14 protein-coding genes, 1 tRNA gene and 1 pseudogene are annotated in these 14,542 nt (G+C 67.4%); 4 read left to right on the forward strand and 12 right to left on the reverse strand.

Annotated features, from left to right (window positions below; genetic code table 11):
* Positions 1 to 97: 97 nt before the first annotated feature.
* Both F1599_RS01585 and F1599_RS01590 read left to right on the forward strand, forming a co-directional pair.
* Entirely contained in the window at positions 98 to 766 is a 669-nt protein-coding gene (locus F1599_RS01585; protein ID WP_149317550.1) for a chemotaxis protein CheB, read from the forward strand.
* A 9-nt stretch (positions 767 to 775) separates the two neighbouring features.
* The gene (locus tag F1599_RS01590; protein ID WP_150081970.1) at positions 776 to 1,870 is read left to right on the forward strand and encodes a hybrid sensor histidine kinase/response regulator; all 1,095 of its coding nucleotides are present in this window, start codon (positions 776 to 778) and stop codon (positions 1,868 to 1,870) included.
* A 103-nt stretch (positions 1,871 to 1,973) separates the two neighbouring features.
* Here the strand turns inward: F1599_RS01590 and F1599_RS01595 are convergent, their stop codons facing one another.
* Complete coding sequence (locus tag F1599_RS01595; protein WP_150081973.1) at positions 1,974 to 2,831, reverse strand: IclR family transcriptional regulator; 858 nt, start codon at positions 2,829 to 2,831, stop codon at positions 1,974 to 1,976.
* A gap of 154 nt (positions 2,832 to 2,985) precedes the next feature.
* On the opposite strand from F1599_RS01595, the pseudogene F1599_RS01600 reads away from it, so the two are divergent.
* A pseudogene (locus tag F1599_RS01600) lies at positions 2,986 to 4,593 on the forward strand (GMC family oxidoreductase); the annotation flags it as partial.
* Positions 4,594 to 4,921: 328 nt separating this feature from the next.
* Entirely contained in the window at positions 4,922 to 6,259 is a 1,338-nt protein-coding gene (locus tag F1599_RS01610; protein WP_150081975.1) for an MFS transporter, read from the forward strand.
* Between the two features lie 237 nt (positions 6,260 to 6,496).
* Here the strand turns inward: F1599_RS01610 and F1599_RS01615 are convergent, their stop codons facing one another.
* The 11 genes from F1599_RS01615 to soxY form a co-directional block, all read right to left on the reverse strand.
* Positions 6,497 to 7,267, reverse strand: a complete 771-nt coding sequence (locus tag F1599_RS01615) for a DUF6338 family protein (protein WP_150081977.1) — start codon at positions 7,265 to 7,267, stop codon at positions 6,497 to 6,499.
* A 2-nt stretch (positions 7,268 to 7,269) separates the two neighbouring features.
* A complete protein-coding gene (locus F1599_RS01620; RefSeq protein WP_023265082.1) occupies positions 7,270 to 7,449 on the reverse strand; it encodes a hypothetical protein in 180 nt (59 codons plus the stop codon).
* Positions 7,450 to 7,497: 48 nt separating this feature from the next.
* Positions 7,498 to 8,400, reverse strand: coding sequence for an Abi family protein (locus F1599_RS01625; RefSeq protein WP_150081979.1), 903 nt, complete (start codon positions 8,398 to 8,400; stop codon positions 7,498 to 7,500).
* Positions 8,401 to 8,690: 290 nt separating this feature from the next.
* Positions 8,691 to 8,766 (reverse strand) — tRNA-Ala (locus F1599_RS01630).
* A gap of 130 nt (positions 8,767 to 8,896) precedes the next feature.
* Positions 8,897 to 10,618 (reverse strand): thiosulfohydrolase SoxB, encoded by a 1,722-nt coding sequence (gene soxB / locus F1599_RS01635; protein ID WP_150081980.1) that lies wholly within the window; start codon positions 10,616 to 10,618, stop codon positions 8,897 to 8,899.
* A 79-nt stretch (positions 10,619 to 10,697) separates the two neighbouring features.
* Positions 10,698 to 11,207, reverse strand: a complete 510-nt coding sequence (locus F1599_RS01640; protein WP_150082054.1) for a TlpA disulfide reductase family protein — start codon at positions 11,205 to 11,207, stop codon at positions 10,698 to 10,700.
* Between the two features lie 63 nt (positions 11,208 to 11,270).
* Complete coding sequence (gene soxX / locus F1599_RS01645; RefSeq protein WP_150081982.1) at positions 11,271 to 11,975, reverse strand: sulfur oxidation c-type cytochrome SoxX; 705 nt, start codon at positions 11,973 to 11,975, stop codon at positions 11,271 to 11,273.
* A 19-nt stretch (positions 11,976 to 11,994) separates the two neighbouring features.
* Entirely contained in the window at positions 11,995 to 12,822 is an 828-nt protein-coding gene (gene soxA / locus F1599_RS01650) for a sulfur oxidation c-type cytochrome SoxA (protein ID WP_150081984.1), read from the reverse strand.
* Between the two features lie 105 nt (positions 12,823 to 12,927).
* A complete protein-coding gene (locus tag F1599_RS01655) occupies positions 12,928 to 13,386 on the reverse strand; it encodes a DsrE family protein (RefSeq protein WP_149317538.1) in 459 nt (152 codons plus the stop codon).
* A 105-nt stretch (positions 13,387 to 13,491) separates the two neighbouring features.
* Complete coding sequence (soxZ, locus tag F1599_RS01660; protein WP_149317537.1) at positions 13,492 to 13,803, reverse strand: thiosulfate oxidation carrier complex protein SoxZ; 312 nt, start codon at positions 13,801 to 13,803, stop codon at positions 13,492 to 13,494.
* 92 nt (positions 13,804 to 13,895) lie between these two features.
* A complete protein-coding gene (gene soxY / locus F1599_RS01665) occupies positions 13,896 to 14,351 on the reverse strand; it encodes a thiosulfate oxidation carrier protein SoxY (RefSeq protein ID WP_149317536.1) in 456 nt (151 codons plus the stop codon).
* Positions 14,352 to 14,542: the final 191 nt, after the last annotated feature.

Genomic DNA, 14,542 nt, shown 5'->3' on the forward strand with positions numbered 1-14,542 from the left:
CGCCGCATCGACATCGCTCTATCGACATCGCCATATCAACATCACCGCATTGACATCGACGCATTGACACCACCGCATTGACACGACTTATCGCCGCATGAACGCCTCCATCGCCAACCCGTCCCCCGCGCCCGACGCCGTCGTCATCGGCGGCTCGGCCGGCGGCATTGAGGCGCTGAACGTGCTGCTGCCGATGCTGCCGGCGGCCTTCCGTCCGGCGCTGATCGTGGTGCTGCATCTGCGGCCGGATACACCGAGCCTGCTGCCGCAGCTGTTCTCGCTGCGCTGCGCGCTGCCGGTCTGCGAAGCCGAGGACAAGATGCCGGTGCGGCACGGCCACCTGTACCTGGCGCCGCCCGACTATCACCTGCTGGTCGAGCGCGACAGCCGCCACGGTGGCGCTTACTCCGGCAGTCACGTCGGTACTCCCGTTGGAAATCTCGGCAGCGAGCGCGCCGAAGGCGTGCATTTCGCGCTGTCGGTCGATCCGCCCGAGCGCTTCTCGCGCCCGTCGATCGACGTGCTGTTCGAGTCCGCCGCGCATGCCTGGCGCGAGGCGCTGCTCGGCATCCTGCTCAGCGGCGCCAACGACGACGGCGCGCGCGGGCTCGAGACCATCCGCCACTGCGGCGGACGTACCTGGGTGCAGGCCCCGGACACCGCGTCGGCCGAGACCATGCCGGCCGAGGCGATCGCGCGCGGCGCGGTCGACGAGGTGCTGACCCTGGAAGCGATCGGCAGCCGGCTGCGGCGCGCCGTCCACTGAAACCTTGCCATGTCCGATCCCATCAAGATCCTGACCGTCGACGACATCGCCAGCAATCTGACCGCGCTCGATGCGGTGCTGGCGCGACCCGATGTCGAACTGGTGCACGCCAACTCCGGCCCGCAGGCGCTGGACCTGCTGCTGCAGCACGAGTTCGGCCTGGCCATCCTCGACGTGCACATGCCGGGCATGGACGGCTTCGAGCTGGCCGAGCTGATGCGCGGCAGCACCCGAACCAACCATATCCCGATCCTGTTCCTGACCGCGGCCGGCTACGACAGCCAGCGCACGTTCAAGGGCTATGCGACCGGCGCGGTCGATTTCCTCTACAAGCCGCTGGACGCCAACATCCTCGCCGCCAAGGTCGATGTGTTCGTGCAGCTGGCCCGGCAGAAGCAGCAACTGGCCGAGCAGCTCGCCACCACGCAGCGGCTGCTGAAGGCCAACGAGATGCTGATGGCGGTGCTGGCGCACGACCTGCGCACGCCGCTGTCGGCGATCCTGGCTTCGACCTCGTTCCTCGAGCGCTTCTGCCACGATCAGAAAACCGCGCCCGCGGTCGAGCGCATCCGCCGCAGCGGCACGCGCATGGTGCGGATGGTCGATCAGCTGCTCGACGTCGCACGGCTGCACGGCGGCCGCATGCAGCCCGCGGTGCAGCGCGAGGACCTGCATGCGCTGTGCGCGGCGATCGTCGACGAACACGAGAGCCGGCACGGCAAGGGCCGGCTGCTGCTGGAACGTTTCGGCGATACGGTGGCGACGGTGGACCCCGGGCTGCTGTCGCAGGTGCTGGCCAACCTGATCGGCAACGCGCTGCAGCATGGCGACCCGGCGGTGCCGGTGCGCGTGCGTGTCGAGGGCACGGACGAGCGCGTGACGGTGGCGGTCAGCAACGGCGGCGCGATCCCGCCTGACCTGCTGCCGCATCTGTTCGACGCCTTCCGCTCGGGGCGCTCCGCCACCGAATCCGAGGGGCTGGGGCTGGGCCTGCATATCGCGCGCGAGCTGGCGATGCTGCATGGCGGCGATATCGAAGTCGTTTCGCGCGAGGGGACGGGAACGACCTTCACGGTGTGGGTGCCGCGGCAGGGGGGTGTGTAGCCGTTCGCTGGTCGTTTGGGGGCGCCCGTCGTCGGGTACCCTGCTCCCGTGACGCTGGTCCTCTGCGCACTGTTCATTCGGCGCGCGCGTCATTGGGCGCTGGTCATTCGGTCCGTAATACCCTCGCCATCTGCTGCGCCGCCTCCTGCAGCACCGGCACCGCGCGCAGCAGCCCTTCCAGCGGCACGCGCGCGGTCGGCGCGTGGCAGGCTATCGCCGCCAGCACCGGGCGCGCGTTGGCCGCCGCCGTACCGTTGGCCTCCGGCCCCAGCTCGCGCACCGGCACCGCCACCGCGGTCATGCCGCGCACGAATTCCTCGTTGTCGACACCGATGCCGCGCGCGCCGAGCCGATCGAGCTCGGCCTCCAGCAGCGACAGGTCCGCCAGCGTGCGCGGCGTATTGCGCGTCAGCACCAGACGCTGCAGCGTCTGCTGCCGTTCCAGCCGGCTCATCGCCGACAGGAACAGCTTGCCGCTGGCGGTGCAATGCAGCGGCACATGGATGCCCGGCGACAGTTGCAGCCGCAGCGGCTCGTGGGTTTCGACGCGTTCGACGTAGAGCACGCGATCGCCGTCCAGCGCGGTCAGATTGCAGGTCTCGCCCAGGGCCGCCACCAGCCGGCCCAGGATCGCGCGGCATTCGCGCAGCACCGGCGGACTGCGCAACGTCTGCAGCGCCAGCCCCGCGGCCCGCGGTCCCGGCACGAAGCCGCGTTCGGCCGGCATCTGCAATACGAACCCGGCGCTCTCCATCGCCGCCAGCAGGCGCATCAGCGTGGTCTTCGGCACGTGCAGGCGCTGCGACAGTTGCGCGAGGGTCTGCGGATGCTGGGCGCGGGCGAGCGCATCGAGCACCATCAGCACGCGCAGGCTGCGCGCGTCCTCGTCGGTCACCCGCAGGTCTGCCGGACTCTCTGCTGCACTGCGATTCTGAAACGGAATTTGCACGTTCTGTTTCACTTTCCGCGCCTCCACGCGTATTACCTTTTCATTCCCGGGTCGGCAAATAAAATCGGGACAAGTCGTTCCATTATAAGAACGTTGCTGACAGGACCCGCGGCCAATGCGCCCCGGACAAACCCTGCCCGCAACACCCGATCAGGAGACAGCGACGATGTCGCAAACCGTTGACTACATCGTGGTAGGCGCCGGCTCGGCCGGCTGCGTGCTGGCCAACCGGCTCAGCGAGGACGGCCGCCATGCGGTGTGCCTGCTCGAAGCCGGACCGCCGGACCGCTATCCGTGGATCCATATCCCCATCGGCTACGGCAAGACGATGTTTCACAAGGAGGTCAACTGGGGCTTCCATACCGACCCCGACCCAAACATGCTGAACCGGCGCATCTACTGGCCGCGCGGCCGCACGCTGGGCGGCAGCAGCGCCATCAACGGCCTGATCTACGTGCGCGGGCAGCGCGAGGACTACGACCACTGGGCCGCGCTCGGCAATCGCGGCTGGAGCTGGGACGACTGCCTGCCCTACTTCCGCAAGCTCGAGAACAACGACCTCGGCCCCGGCCCGACGCGCGGCACCGATGGACCGCTGAACGCGACCTCGATCGATCGGCGTCATCCGCTGGTCGATGCCTTCATCGAGGCCGGCGAAGCGCTCGGCCTGCCGCGCAAGGCCGATTTCAATACCGGCGACCAGGAAGGCGTCGGCTACTACCAGCTGACCACGCGCAAGGGCTGGCGCTGCTCGACCGCGGTGGCCTATCTGCGGCCGGCGCAGTCGCGTCCCAATCTGCGCATCGAGACCGGCGCGCATACGACCGCGATCCTGTTCGAAGGGCGGCGCGCGGTGGGCGTGCGCTATATGCAGAACGGCCGCCAGCACGCGCTGCGCGCGCGCCGCGAAGTGCTGCTGTGCGCCGGCGCGCTGCAGTCGCCGCAGCTGCTGCAGCTGTCCGGGATCGGACCGGCGAGCCTGCTGCGCGAGTTCGGTGTGCCGGTGGTGCACGCGCTGCCCGGCGTTGGCGAGAACCTGCAGGACCATCTGCAGATCCGGCTGATCTACCAGGTGGCGCGGCCGATCACCACCAACGACCAGTTGCGCTCGCTGTTCGGCAAGGCCCGCATGGGGCTCGAATGGCTGCTGTGGCGGCAGGGACCGCTGGCGATCGGCATCAACCAGGGCGCGATGTTCTGCCGCGTGCTGCCGCAGGAGAGCGCCACGCCCGATACGCAGTTTCACTTCGCCACGCTGTCGGCCGACATGGCCGGCGGCCAGGTCCATCCGTTCTCGGGCTGCACGTATTCGGTCTGCCAGCTGCGGCCGGAGTCGCGCGGCACGGTGCGGATCCGCTCGACCGATCCGTTCACGCCGCCGTCGATGCAGCCGAACTATCTGTCGGCCGAGCTGGACCGGCGCAGCGCGATCGCCTCGGTCCGCTTCGCGCGCCGCGTGGCGCAGACCGAGCCGATGCGCTCGCTGATGCAGGCCGAGTTCCGGCCCGGCGACGCCGTGCAGTCGGACGACGAGATCCTGCATTTCTGCCGCGAATACGGCGCCACCATCTTCCATCCGTCTGGCACCGCCAAGATGGGGCCGGCCAGCGATCCGTTCGCGGTGGTCGACGAGCGGCTGCGCGTGCATGGCGTGGCGGGCCTGCGCGTGGTCGATTGCTCGGTGATGCCGACGCTGGTGTCGGGCAATACCAATGTGCCGGTCGTGATGATGGCCGAGCGCGCAGCGGACTTCATTCGCGAGGATGCGCGCGCGGAGACGGTCGGCGAGATCGTCGGCGCGGGGGCGGTGGGGCCGGTTCAGGATGAACGCGAGACCGAGCGCGAGACCGAGCGACAAACCGCACGCGAGACCGAGCACCAAACCGAGCGCGATACCGAGGGCCAAGGCGAGCACCAGGCCCGTCACCAACCCGAGCGCGGCATCACCGAGCCGGTCTGACCCCGGCCCGCCATCGCCCCGCCAACGCATAGCGGCAGCGAACCCGGGCTCGGTTCGCTGCGCCACCCACGGCCGAGCCCAGCAGCGCGCGCGCCCGCATACTCATTCCACCAAGGGCGCCGTCAATCCAAAGGAGACAAGCATGGCAAGCCCCAACGAGCAGGCGGTACGCAAGGTCGCGATGGCATCGGTGATCGGCGCCACCATCGAGTGGTACGACTTCTTCCTCTACGGCGTCGTCGCCGGCATCGTGTTCAACAAGCTGTATTTCCCGGCCGGCGATCCGGTGGTCGCCACCATGCTGGCCTACACCACCTTCGCGGTGGGCTTCGTCACGCGGCCGCTCGGCGGCGTCATCTTCGGCCACTTCGGCGACCGCGTCGGCCGCAAGAGCATGCTGGTGATCACGCTGATGATCATGGGCATCTCGACCTTCCTGATCGGCCTGGTGCCCACCTACGACAGCATCGGGCTGTGGGCGCCGATCCTGCTGCTGTTGCTGCGCGTGCTGCAGGGCATCGGGCTCGGCGGCGAATGGGGCGGCGCGGTGCTGATGGCCTACGAATACGCGCCGCCGGGCCGCAAGGGCTTCTATGCCTCGCTGCCCCAGATCGGGCTGTCGATCGGCCTGTGCCTGGCCTCCGGCGTGGTGGCGCTGCTGTCGCTGACGCTGACGGACGAGCAGTTCCTCAGCTGGGGCTGGCGCGTGGCCTTCCTGGTGTCCGCCGGCATGGTCTTCGTCGGCATGTATATCCGGCTGTCGATCAAGGAAACGCCCGAGTTCACCGCGGTCAAGCAGCGCAACGCCGAGACGCGCATTCCCTTCGTCGACATGATGCGGCGCTACCCCGGCAATATCCTCAAGGGCATGGGCGCGCGCTATATCGACGGCGTCTTCTTCAATGTCTTCGGCGTGTTCTCGATCAGCTATCTGACCCAGACGGTGAAGATCAGCCGCACCGAGGCGCTGACCGGCGTGATGGCCGCCGCCATCGTGATGTGTTTCTTCATCCCGTTCTTCGGCCACCTGTCGGACCGCATCGGCCGCACCCGCGTCTACTTCTGGGGATCGCTGATTACCGCGTGCTCGGCCTTCCCCGCGTTCTGGCTGATGCTCAACGGCGGCGGCAACGTGATGCTGCTGTGGCTGGCCATCATCGTGCCGTTCGGCATCTTCTATGCCGCGGTCTACGGGCCGGAGGCGGCGCTGTTCTGCGAACTGTTCGATGCCAAGGTCCGCTATACCGGCATCTCCTTCGTCTACCAGTTCTCGGGGATCTTCGCGTCGGGGATCACGCCGATCATCGCCACCGCGCTGCTGAAGTCGGGCGAGGGCAAGCCTTGGCAGATCTGTGCTTACGTGATGTTTGCCGGCTTGGTATCGGCGGTGTCGGCGGCGTTGATCGGACGGTCGTCGGGGTCGGGAGAGGCGCGGGAGGCGGGGCCGGTCGTGGCGGCTTCGGCCAGGCAGATGCGCTGATCGTTCGCGAGGGACGAAAGCCGAAGCTTCGGCCAGGCAGATGCGCCAATCGTCCGCGAGGGCCGGAGCTGAAGCTTCGGCCAGGCAGATGCGCTGATCGTCCGCGAGAGCCGGAGCCGAGGCTTCGGCCAGGCAGATGCGCTGATCGTCCGCGAGGGCCGGAGCTGAAGCTTCGGCCAGGCAGATGCGCTAATCGTCCGCGAGGGCCGGAGCCGCAGCTTCGGCCAGGCAGATGTGCTAATCGTCCGCGAGGGCCGTAGCCGCAGCTTCGGCCTTTTCTTCCACCAGGAACTTGACGTTCAAGGTCGTCCACTCGCTGGAGCGGATCACCAGCCGATTGCCCTCGATCGGGTAGAAGCGCCCGTGCTCCTCCAGGCCGCGCCCACGGTCGTCGGTCAATTTGCGCCGGGACGCGGCCGACAGGATGATTCGCTCCAGCTCCCCATCGCTCTTGAACTCGAAGTCCTCCAGCAGGCCGGTGTAGAGATACGACTGGTCCTTCATCGGCACCACGGCGCTGATGACCACCATGGCGCCGTCGCTGATGCCCGAATCGATGCCGCTGAAGAGGTAGTACCAGGGCGCCTGCTGCCGGAAGAAGCCGCTCGCCCAGCTGTTCGGGTGGTCCAGATGGAACCGGCTGACCAGCCAGCGGCGCAGCATGGCCAGCGCGAAGGCGAGGCCAAACGTCCCGGCGAAGAAGCCGAACACCGGCCAAGGGTGTTCGTTCAGCCATTCATAGCGGTGCGGCGGGACGCTGGCCGCCGCGGCACCGCCGGACAGCATGCGCAGCGCGTCGCCGAGATAGAGCTGGTAACCGAAATATTCCGTGGCGGCGAGGCCGACCACGGCATCCACGATCAGCGCCAGCACGATGGACTTGATCGCCGTCGCCCCGAAGGGCGTCATATCGGCTTCGCGCGCCTCTCTGGCCTGGCTGTAGTGGTGGTAAAGAAAGCCCGGCGCGACCAGGAAAAACAGCAGGATCGCGGGCAGCGCGATGTTCAAGGTCAGCCCTGGGCGGGAATCAGCTTCAGCTTGACCTCGCGCTCAACGCCCTTGGCGGCGTCCCGGATCTTGAACGTCCTGGTGGAGTTCAGCTTCCCGGTGGCGATGAACTCGCGCAGCGCCTTGTCGCTCTCGGGATCGTTGCGGATCAGCTTGACCGTGGTCCTGACAGTGGCTTTCATCGCTTGTCCTCCAATGGGAAAAGTATAGTAGGTCCGACTCGTTCGACCTCAAGCTGTTATTTCACGCCAGATTTCCATGCGTTCCCAGCCGTGCGGAAAGCCCATTGCCTGTACCGGAACGGCATATTGGGTAATCAGCTTCTTGAGATCGGCACACCAGCTTTGCTTGGGCGAAATCCGCCGCATACAGTGCGTCAGGATGACAAGGGAGTTGTAGAGCTTACGGGAGCCATGCTGGAATCCATCGCGCAGCGCAGCGGGCTTGTTCCGAGGCAAAACCGGGGTAATCGTGAACTCCCGGTTCCAGAGCCGGCAGTGATGCGCGCAGGTGTTGCGTACCAATGAAAGGTGACGCAGCCACGATTCCCATACCTTCTCGTCCACCCCATATTCCATCGCAATGGCCCGGCGGGCCGGCATCGGCTTGAGGTTGTTGTACCAGCGAGAAAGCAGTCCGAGCGTCATTACCTCACAGACCGCCCACACTGGGGGCAAGGGCTCTGCGTAAGTCGCTTTCAAATGTTTGATGAACACTTCGTCGGACCGGCCTACTTCTTCGGCAAGCTTATCGAGGTTCAGTCGCCATAGGTGGGGCTTGAACGCCAATGCGACATCGAGATGGGCGTGAGGCCCGTATCGGTGAGCCAATTGATAGGCCCACTGGCTGCGCATGGAAACCTCCAGGCGTTCGATGGCATCGAGGACATGCAGCCGCAAGGCGCGATCGAATGCGTAGAGATTCATCACGTCAGCAAAGCGGCTGCCGGGCCTGAAAATATGGTTGGTGTGGTCCTGTTCGAATGGCAGCCAGTACGCCGCCAGGCGGTAATAATTCAGATGTCGCAGGCAGGCTTCTGCTTCCGCCGGATCGTCGATCATCATGCCCCGCCGTTGCAGCAAGGCCACCTGCTGCGCGTGAGTCGTAGCCGGCTTGCCAAAGGGGATTTTCATCGTTGTTCCGATGCAGCCCTGGCCAGACTCTGCCGCACAAAAAAGTAACCCGCCGGTTTGAGGGTACGCTCGCGCGCATAGCCTTGGCGGGTTTTGTTGCCGCGTAGTATAGGGGCGGGCCGGAGCCCGGTGCAAGAGGTTCGCTTCATGGCACGCATATCAGCATGCCTGCTCCACAGCGTCGACTTCAACGCTGCAGCAAGCTGTCGGTTCTTGCATTCGGCGTTCTGGCGGCCCCAAAAGGCCCCAAAAAGCAAAAGGCCAGAGCGCACGCTCTGGCCTTTGAATCTTGGTGGACCGAAGGAGGATCGAACTCCCGACCTCTGCATTGCGAACGCAGCGCTCTCCCAGCTGAGCTATCGGCCCGTAGCGGGCGATTATAGCGCGAGCTTTGCGGCGATTTCAAGCCGTCGTGGCGGGTTGGCGTGACCGCCGTCGACCCAGCCATGACGCCGCCTCTAGCCGCCTCAAGGCCCTCAAGCCACCTCACGCCAGCTCAAGCCGCCATGCCCGGGTTTCCGCCCATTCCCTTGACCGACGGCAGGTTCAGCGGCGCCGCGGCCACTTCCTTGCGCTGGCGCAGCCAGCCGGCCATCAGGTCCCAGATCGGCGGGCCGCCGTTGTGGCGGGCTTCCTCGGCGACCGGGGCCCAGCCGGCGACCTTGTAGGTCTTGCCGGCCTCGATCGGCTTGCCCTTCAGGCGCATCTCGGTGATCCGCTTGCCCATCGGCGCCGCCGGGTCGATGGTGTACTGCAGGCCGCCGACGCGGACCATGTCGCCGCCCTGCTGGTAGTAGGGGTCGGGGTTGAACAGGTTGTCGGCCACGTCCTCGAGCACGGTCTTGATGGTCTCGCCGCTCATCTGCGTCACCGTGGTGTACGGGTAGGTGATCGCGGTCTGGTCCATCAGCTTTTCCATCGTGATGCCCTCGCCGGGCAGCAGCGTGGTGCCCCAGCGGAAGCCGGGCGAGAACGCGATCTCGGCGCCCTGCACGTCCATCAGCCCGTCCAGGATCAGCTGGTCGAAGGTGCCGTTGAAATTGCCGCGGCGGTAGAGCAGTTCCTTGTTGACCGCCAGCACCTCGCCCAGCTTCTGCTCGTAGGGCGCGCGGACCTTGCGGATCAGCACGTCCATCGCCGGATCGGCGGGCAGGTAGTCGGCGAACACAGGCAGCAACCGGTAGCGGAAGTCGGCGACCTTGCCGCCGCGCACGTCGAAGTCGAGCACGCCGAGGAACTTGCCGTTCGAGCCGGCGTTGGTGACCAGCGTGGTGCCGCCCGCGTTGCGCACGCGCACCGGGGCCGGCACGCCGTCATGGGTGTGGCCGCCAAGGATGGCGTCGAGTCCGCGCACGCGCGAGGCGAGCTTCACGTCGACGTCCATGCCGTTGTGCGACAGCAGCACCACCGCCTGCGCGCCCTTGGCGCGGGCCTCGTCGATGATGCGCTGCAGGTTCTCTTCCTGGATGCCGAAGGTCCAGTCGGGCACCAGGTAGCCGGGGTTGGCGATGGGTGTATAGGGGAAGGCCTGGCCGATGATGGCGACCGGCACGCCATTCATCTCGCGCAGCGTGTAGGCCTCGAAGACCGGGTCCTCGAAGTCCTTCGTCTTGACGTTCTGCGCCAGGAAGGCGACCTTGCCCTTGAAGTCGCGGTCGACCACCTCGCGCACGCGTTCGGCGCCGAGGGTCATTTCCCAGTGCGGCGTCATCGCGTCGACACCGAGCGCGAGCGCGGCATCGACCATGTCCTGGCCGCGCGTCCACAGCGCGGTCGCCGAGCCCTGCCAGGTGTCGCCGCCGTCGAGCAGCAGCGCGCCGGGGCGGCTGGCCTTCAGCTGCTTGACCAGCGTGGCCAGATGGGCGAAGCCGCCGACCTTGCCGTAGCGGCGCGCGGCCTCGGTGAAATCGAGATAGGTGAAGGCGTGCGCCTCGGCGCTGCCCGGCGCGATCCGGTAGTGCTTCAGCAGGGCCTGGCCGACCAGGTGCGGCGGCTTGCCGGCATAGTCGCCGATGCCCAGGTTGACGCTGGGTTCGCGGAAATGGACCGGCAGCAGTTGCGCATGGCAGTCGGTGAAATGCAGCAGGTGCACGTTGCCGAAGCGCGGCACGTCGTACAGCCTGGCGGCGGCCTGGGCCGCCTGCGCGTCGCGCGTGGGGAAAGCCATGCCCGCGGCGCTGGCGATGGCCAGCACCTGCAGGAACTCGCGTCGGTTCATTGTCGTCTTCCTCTCGATGGCGGCCGCGCCGTCCGGGCAGGATCGGTGCAGGACCGGGACGGGCCGCTTTGCCGCCGCGCTAGGGCCTGGCGTACTTGGCCAGCGCGGCGACTTCCTCCTCCAGCATCTCGCCGACTTCCTTCTGTATGACCTTGCCCCTGGCGTCGATCACGTACAGCTCGGGCAGGCCCTTGCGCGGACCGATCGCGGCGCGCAGCGCCGGCGTGTCCATCGCCGCGGGGAAGGTATAGCCGCGCTGGCGCAGATAGCCGACGGCGTCCTTCTGGTCCTTGTCGATGCTGATGGTCAGCACCTGCAGCGGCGTGCCACGCGTGCTGTCGTAGAGCTTCTGCAGGCGCGGGTTCTGCAGCGCGCAGAACGGGCACCACGAGGCCCAGATCTGCACCACCAGCGGCTTGCCGGCCCAGTGCTCGGGCGGCACGGTGCGGCCGTCGAGCAGCTGGACCGCGGGCAGGCGCACGGTGTCGCCGACTTCGAGGGCGGCGGCCGGGGCGGCAAATGCCAACGCCAACGCCAACGCCACGGTGGACGCGATGGCCGCGACGATGCCCGACGCCGCGGCGCGCATCGCGCGATGCGGCCCCTGCCTCCAGCCGACCGTCACCACCGCCGCGGCCCGCATCCCGCCCTCTTACTGGTTGACCGGCGACGCCGGGTCCAGCAGCAGCGCCATCACGTCGCGAATCTGCTGCTCGGTCAGGATGCCCTTATGGCCAAAGCGCGGCATGTTCGAGCACGCGGCGAAGGCGTTCGAGTCCCAGATCTTGCCCCAGGTGTACTTGAGCACCGCTTCCGAGTTGCCGCGCAGCTTGCCGTACTGATACAGCGACGGGCCGATGTTGCCGAACGAGATCTCGGCCTTGGTCATCTGGTGGCAGGCATAGCAGTTGCCGCCGTTGACGCCGCCGGGCGGGTCGGAGAACTGCATGCCGCGGCCGAGCTGGGCCACCTTCTCGCCTTCCTTCCAGTCGCCGAGCCAGCGGTTGTCGGCCGGATAGCGGATCTTCTGCTGTTCGGCGGCCTCGACCTTCTTCGCCACCGCGGCCGGCACCTTGCTGCGGTCCGGATAGTCGCTGCAGACCTTCTGCATGTCGTCGCGCTCGATGACGCCCTGGACCGTCGCCGGCCCCTTGGAGCTGAACGATGTTGCAATCATCCGCATCATGTCGGCGTCGCTGACCGACGGGATGTCGGCGACCTTCGCCGGCGTCTTCGATGCCGCGCGCGGGGACGCGGCGCGCTCCTGGGCCATCGCCGGCGCCGCGATCACTGCCAGCGCGGCGCTGACCGCCACGGCCGCGGCGCCGCGCAGGCGCGATTGTTTTGTCTGGATCATGTCGTGCTCTCCCCCTGGTTCAGCGCTTCAGGCCGGGGCCGTCGTAGGTGCCGCCGTTGGCATTGCGCGCCAGGAACATCGTGAGCGCGGTGATCACATCGGAGCCGTAGGCGGGCTCGGGGAAGCGCTGCTGGCGCAGGCAATCGTAGAGCCGGTGCTGCATCGTGCGAACCTCGCCCTGCGAGACGCGGTACGCCGGCCAGGTGGTGTAGGCCGCCTGGGCGCCCTTGTCGGTCAGCAGATTGGGCAGGTCCTGCAGGCGGATGCGCTGGCCGTCGACCGCATGGCAGGTCGCGCAGGCGAAGTCGTAGGCGCCGCCACGGTAATAGAACATCTTCTGGCCAAGCGCGTAGACCTGCTTCTCTTCCGGATGGTCCAGCTTGACGTTCATCTTGACGCCGCGCGACTCGCCGGTGACGAAGGCCACCAGCCGCTCGATGTCGGAACGCTTGCCCGAGGACGAGAACGGCGTCACCTTGGCCTGCTGCTCGGTCAGCCCCTGCAGCGTCGTGCGGCACCACACCAGCCGCTGCTCCAGGTCCATCACCTTGCCGGCGTCGGCAAAATAGCGCGGCAGCTCGGCGTAGGCGCCCTTGGTCACGCCGGGGCCCTTGCCGAGGTCGCACCGCTCGAGCGATACGTTCTTCGGCCCGGCCGGCTTTTTCCACAGCTCCTCGCCGGCGGCTTCCCACAGCTCTGCGGGATTGCCCTCGGCCAGCATCTGCCGGTACTTGGCGATTTCGTCGGTGGTATTGCTTTCGCCCTGCGCCTGCACGGCCATCGCGCCCGTCAGCGCGACGGCGCCGGCCAGCACGGCCCAGCCAGAACGGCGTCGGTTCGGTCTCATGGGGTTTCTCCTCTCGGTCTCGCCGACCAGGCGGGCCGCTGTTGTTCTATGCGCGCATCGTTCCCTGCGCGGATCTTCCCTGCGCGGATCGCGCCGCGCAGCACGCTACGGCTTGATATAGGCGTAGCCTTCGTCCTGCTGCAGCCGCGCGATCTCGACCACGCCGGCCTGCACTATCCTGGTCTCGAGCAGCAGCTTGTTCTCGGGAATCTGGCGGGCGGTCAACGTGTTGCGGCAGACGCGGAACTCGACGCCCATGCCGGCCAGCGCGCCGACCGCGGCATCGAAGGTGTTGCCGCGCGCGTCGCGGGCGCCCTCGACCAGGAAATCCACGCCGTAGCCGAGCGCGACCACGACGATCTTCGTATTGGGCGCGCCGGCCAGATGGTTGCGCAGATTCCCGATCGCGCGCACCGCCTGGTCGTTGCCTTCCGACAGCTGGTACACCACCCGGTGGCGTCCGCCCCCGCTCCGCGGCGCGCCCGCCGTCTGGGCCGCGGCCCGGCTACCGAGTCCGACCGCCGCCAGCGCGGCGGCCGCCTTTGCAAAGAATGCTCGACGCATGATCTTCCTTCCGCCGCGTCCGCCGCGCCTCGTGCGCGGCCGCCGACCCGGCTACCGAAGGGGCACCTTACCAGAGCGGCCGGCAACCTGCCGTCCGCGCCGGCATCACGAGATGGTGGCCTCGTCGGTCCGCTTGTCGCCCCGATTGTCGACCCAGGTCACCGTGACCTTGTCGCCCTTGGCGCCGCCCTTGAACTTGAAGTTCAGGAACGGGTCCTTGGACACCGCCGGGCCGAAGTTGGCGTGGAAGACCTCCTTGCCCTTGCACTGGGCGATCACGGTCTGGATGTGCCAGGCCGGGATGGTCTTGCCGGACGCGTCCTTGCGCTGGCCGGTTTCCATATCGTGTTTCATCAGAATCTTGACGTCGACCACGCCGCCGTTCTCGGTGGCGCGTACGCGCATCGGGTCTGCCATGACGTTCTCCTGTTGCGATGGTTGCGATGGGCAGTCTGGGAAAGCGGGACGCCGCGGCGGTCAGCGCGGCGCCTGTGCCTGCGATCGGCTTGTCAGCCGCCGCAGCCGCCCAGCGTCACCTTGATCTCCTTGGAGGCGACATACCACTTGCCGCCGGCCTTGACGGCCGCATGCACCACGGAGGTCTGGCCCATCTTCACGCGCGTGGAGACGAACGGTTCGGTGCCGGCCGGGATCACGAAGTCCGCGGCCAGCGTATTGGGATTCTTCTCGACCAGGATCGCGATCTGCTCGGTGTCGGGCAGGTTGCTGGTGACCGCCACCGGCACCACCGCGCCGTTCTCGGCGATATCGGGCGCGTTGAAGGCGATCGAGCCGCTCTTCTCGGGCGCACCGCCGCCCAGGGCCTTGATCACGTCGTTGACGCTCTTGCCCTCGAAGGCCGCCTTGTTCCATTCGGCCGCCTGCGCCTCGCCGATCAGGCCGGCGGCCGCCATCAGCGACACGACGGCGCTGACGCGCAGCATCTCTCGTCTTGTGATGTTCATGGTGTCCTGCACTCCTGCTTCTACCCGCCCCGCGGTATTCGTTTTGGTCGCCAGGCCGGCCGGCCTGGCGCGGGCGGTGCATCGCCGCCCGGTGAGCGGCCCCTGACGCGAGGCGCCGGGACCGTCCGCTTACTGCCGTTGTTGCTGTTGTTGCTGCAATGACTGCTGTTGCTCTCTTGCAGTGGCCGGCG

It is taken from the genome of Cupriavidus cauae (assembly GCF_008632125.1).
Taxonomy (GTDB): domain Bacteria; phylum Pseudomonadota; class Gammaproteobacteria; order Burkholderiales; family Burkholderiaceae; genus Cupriavidus; species Cupriavidus cauae.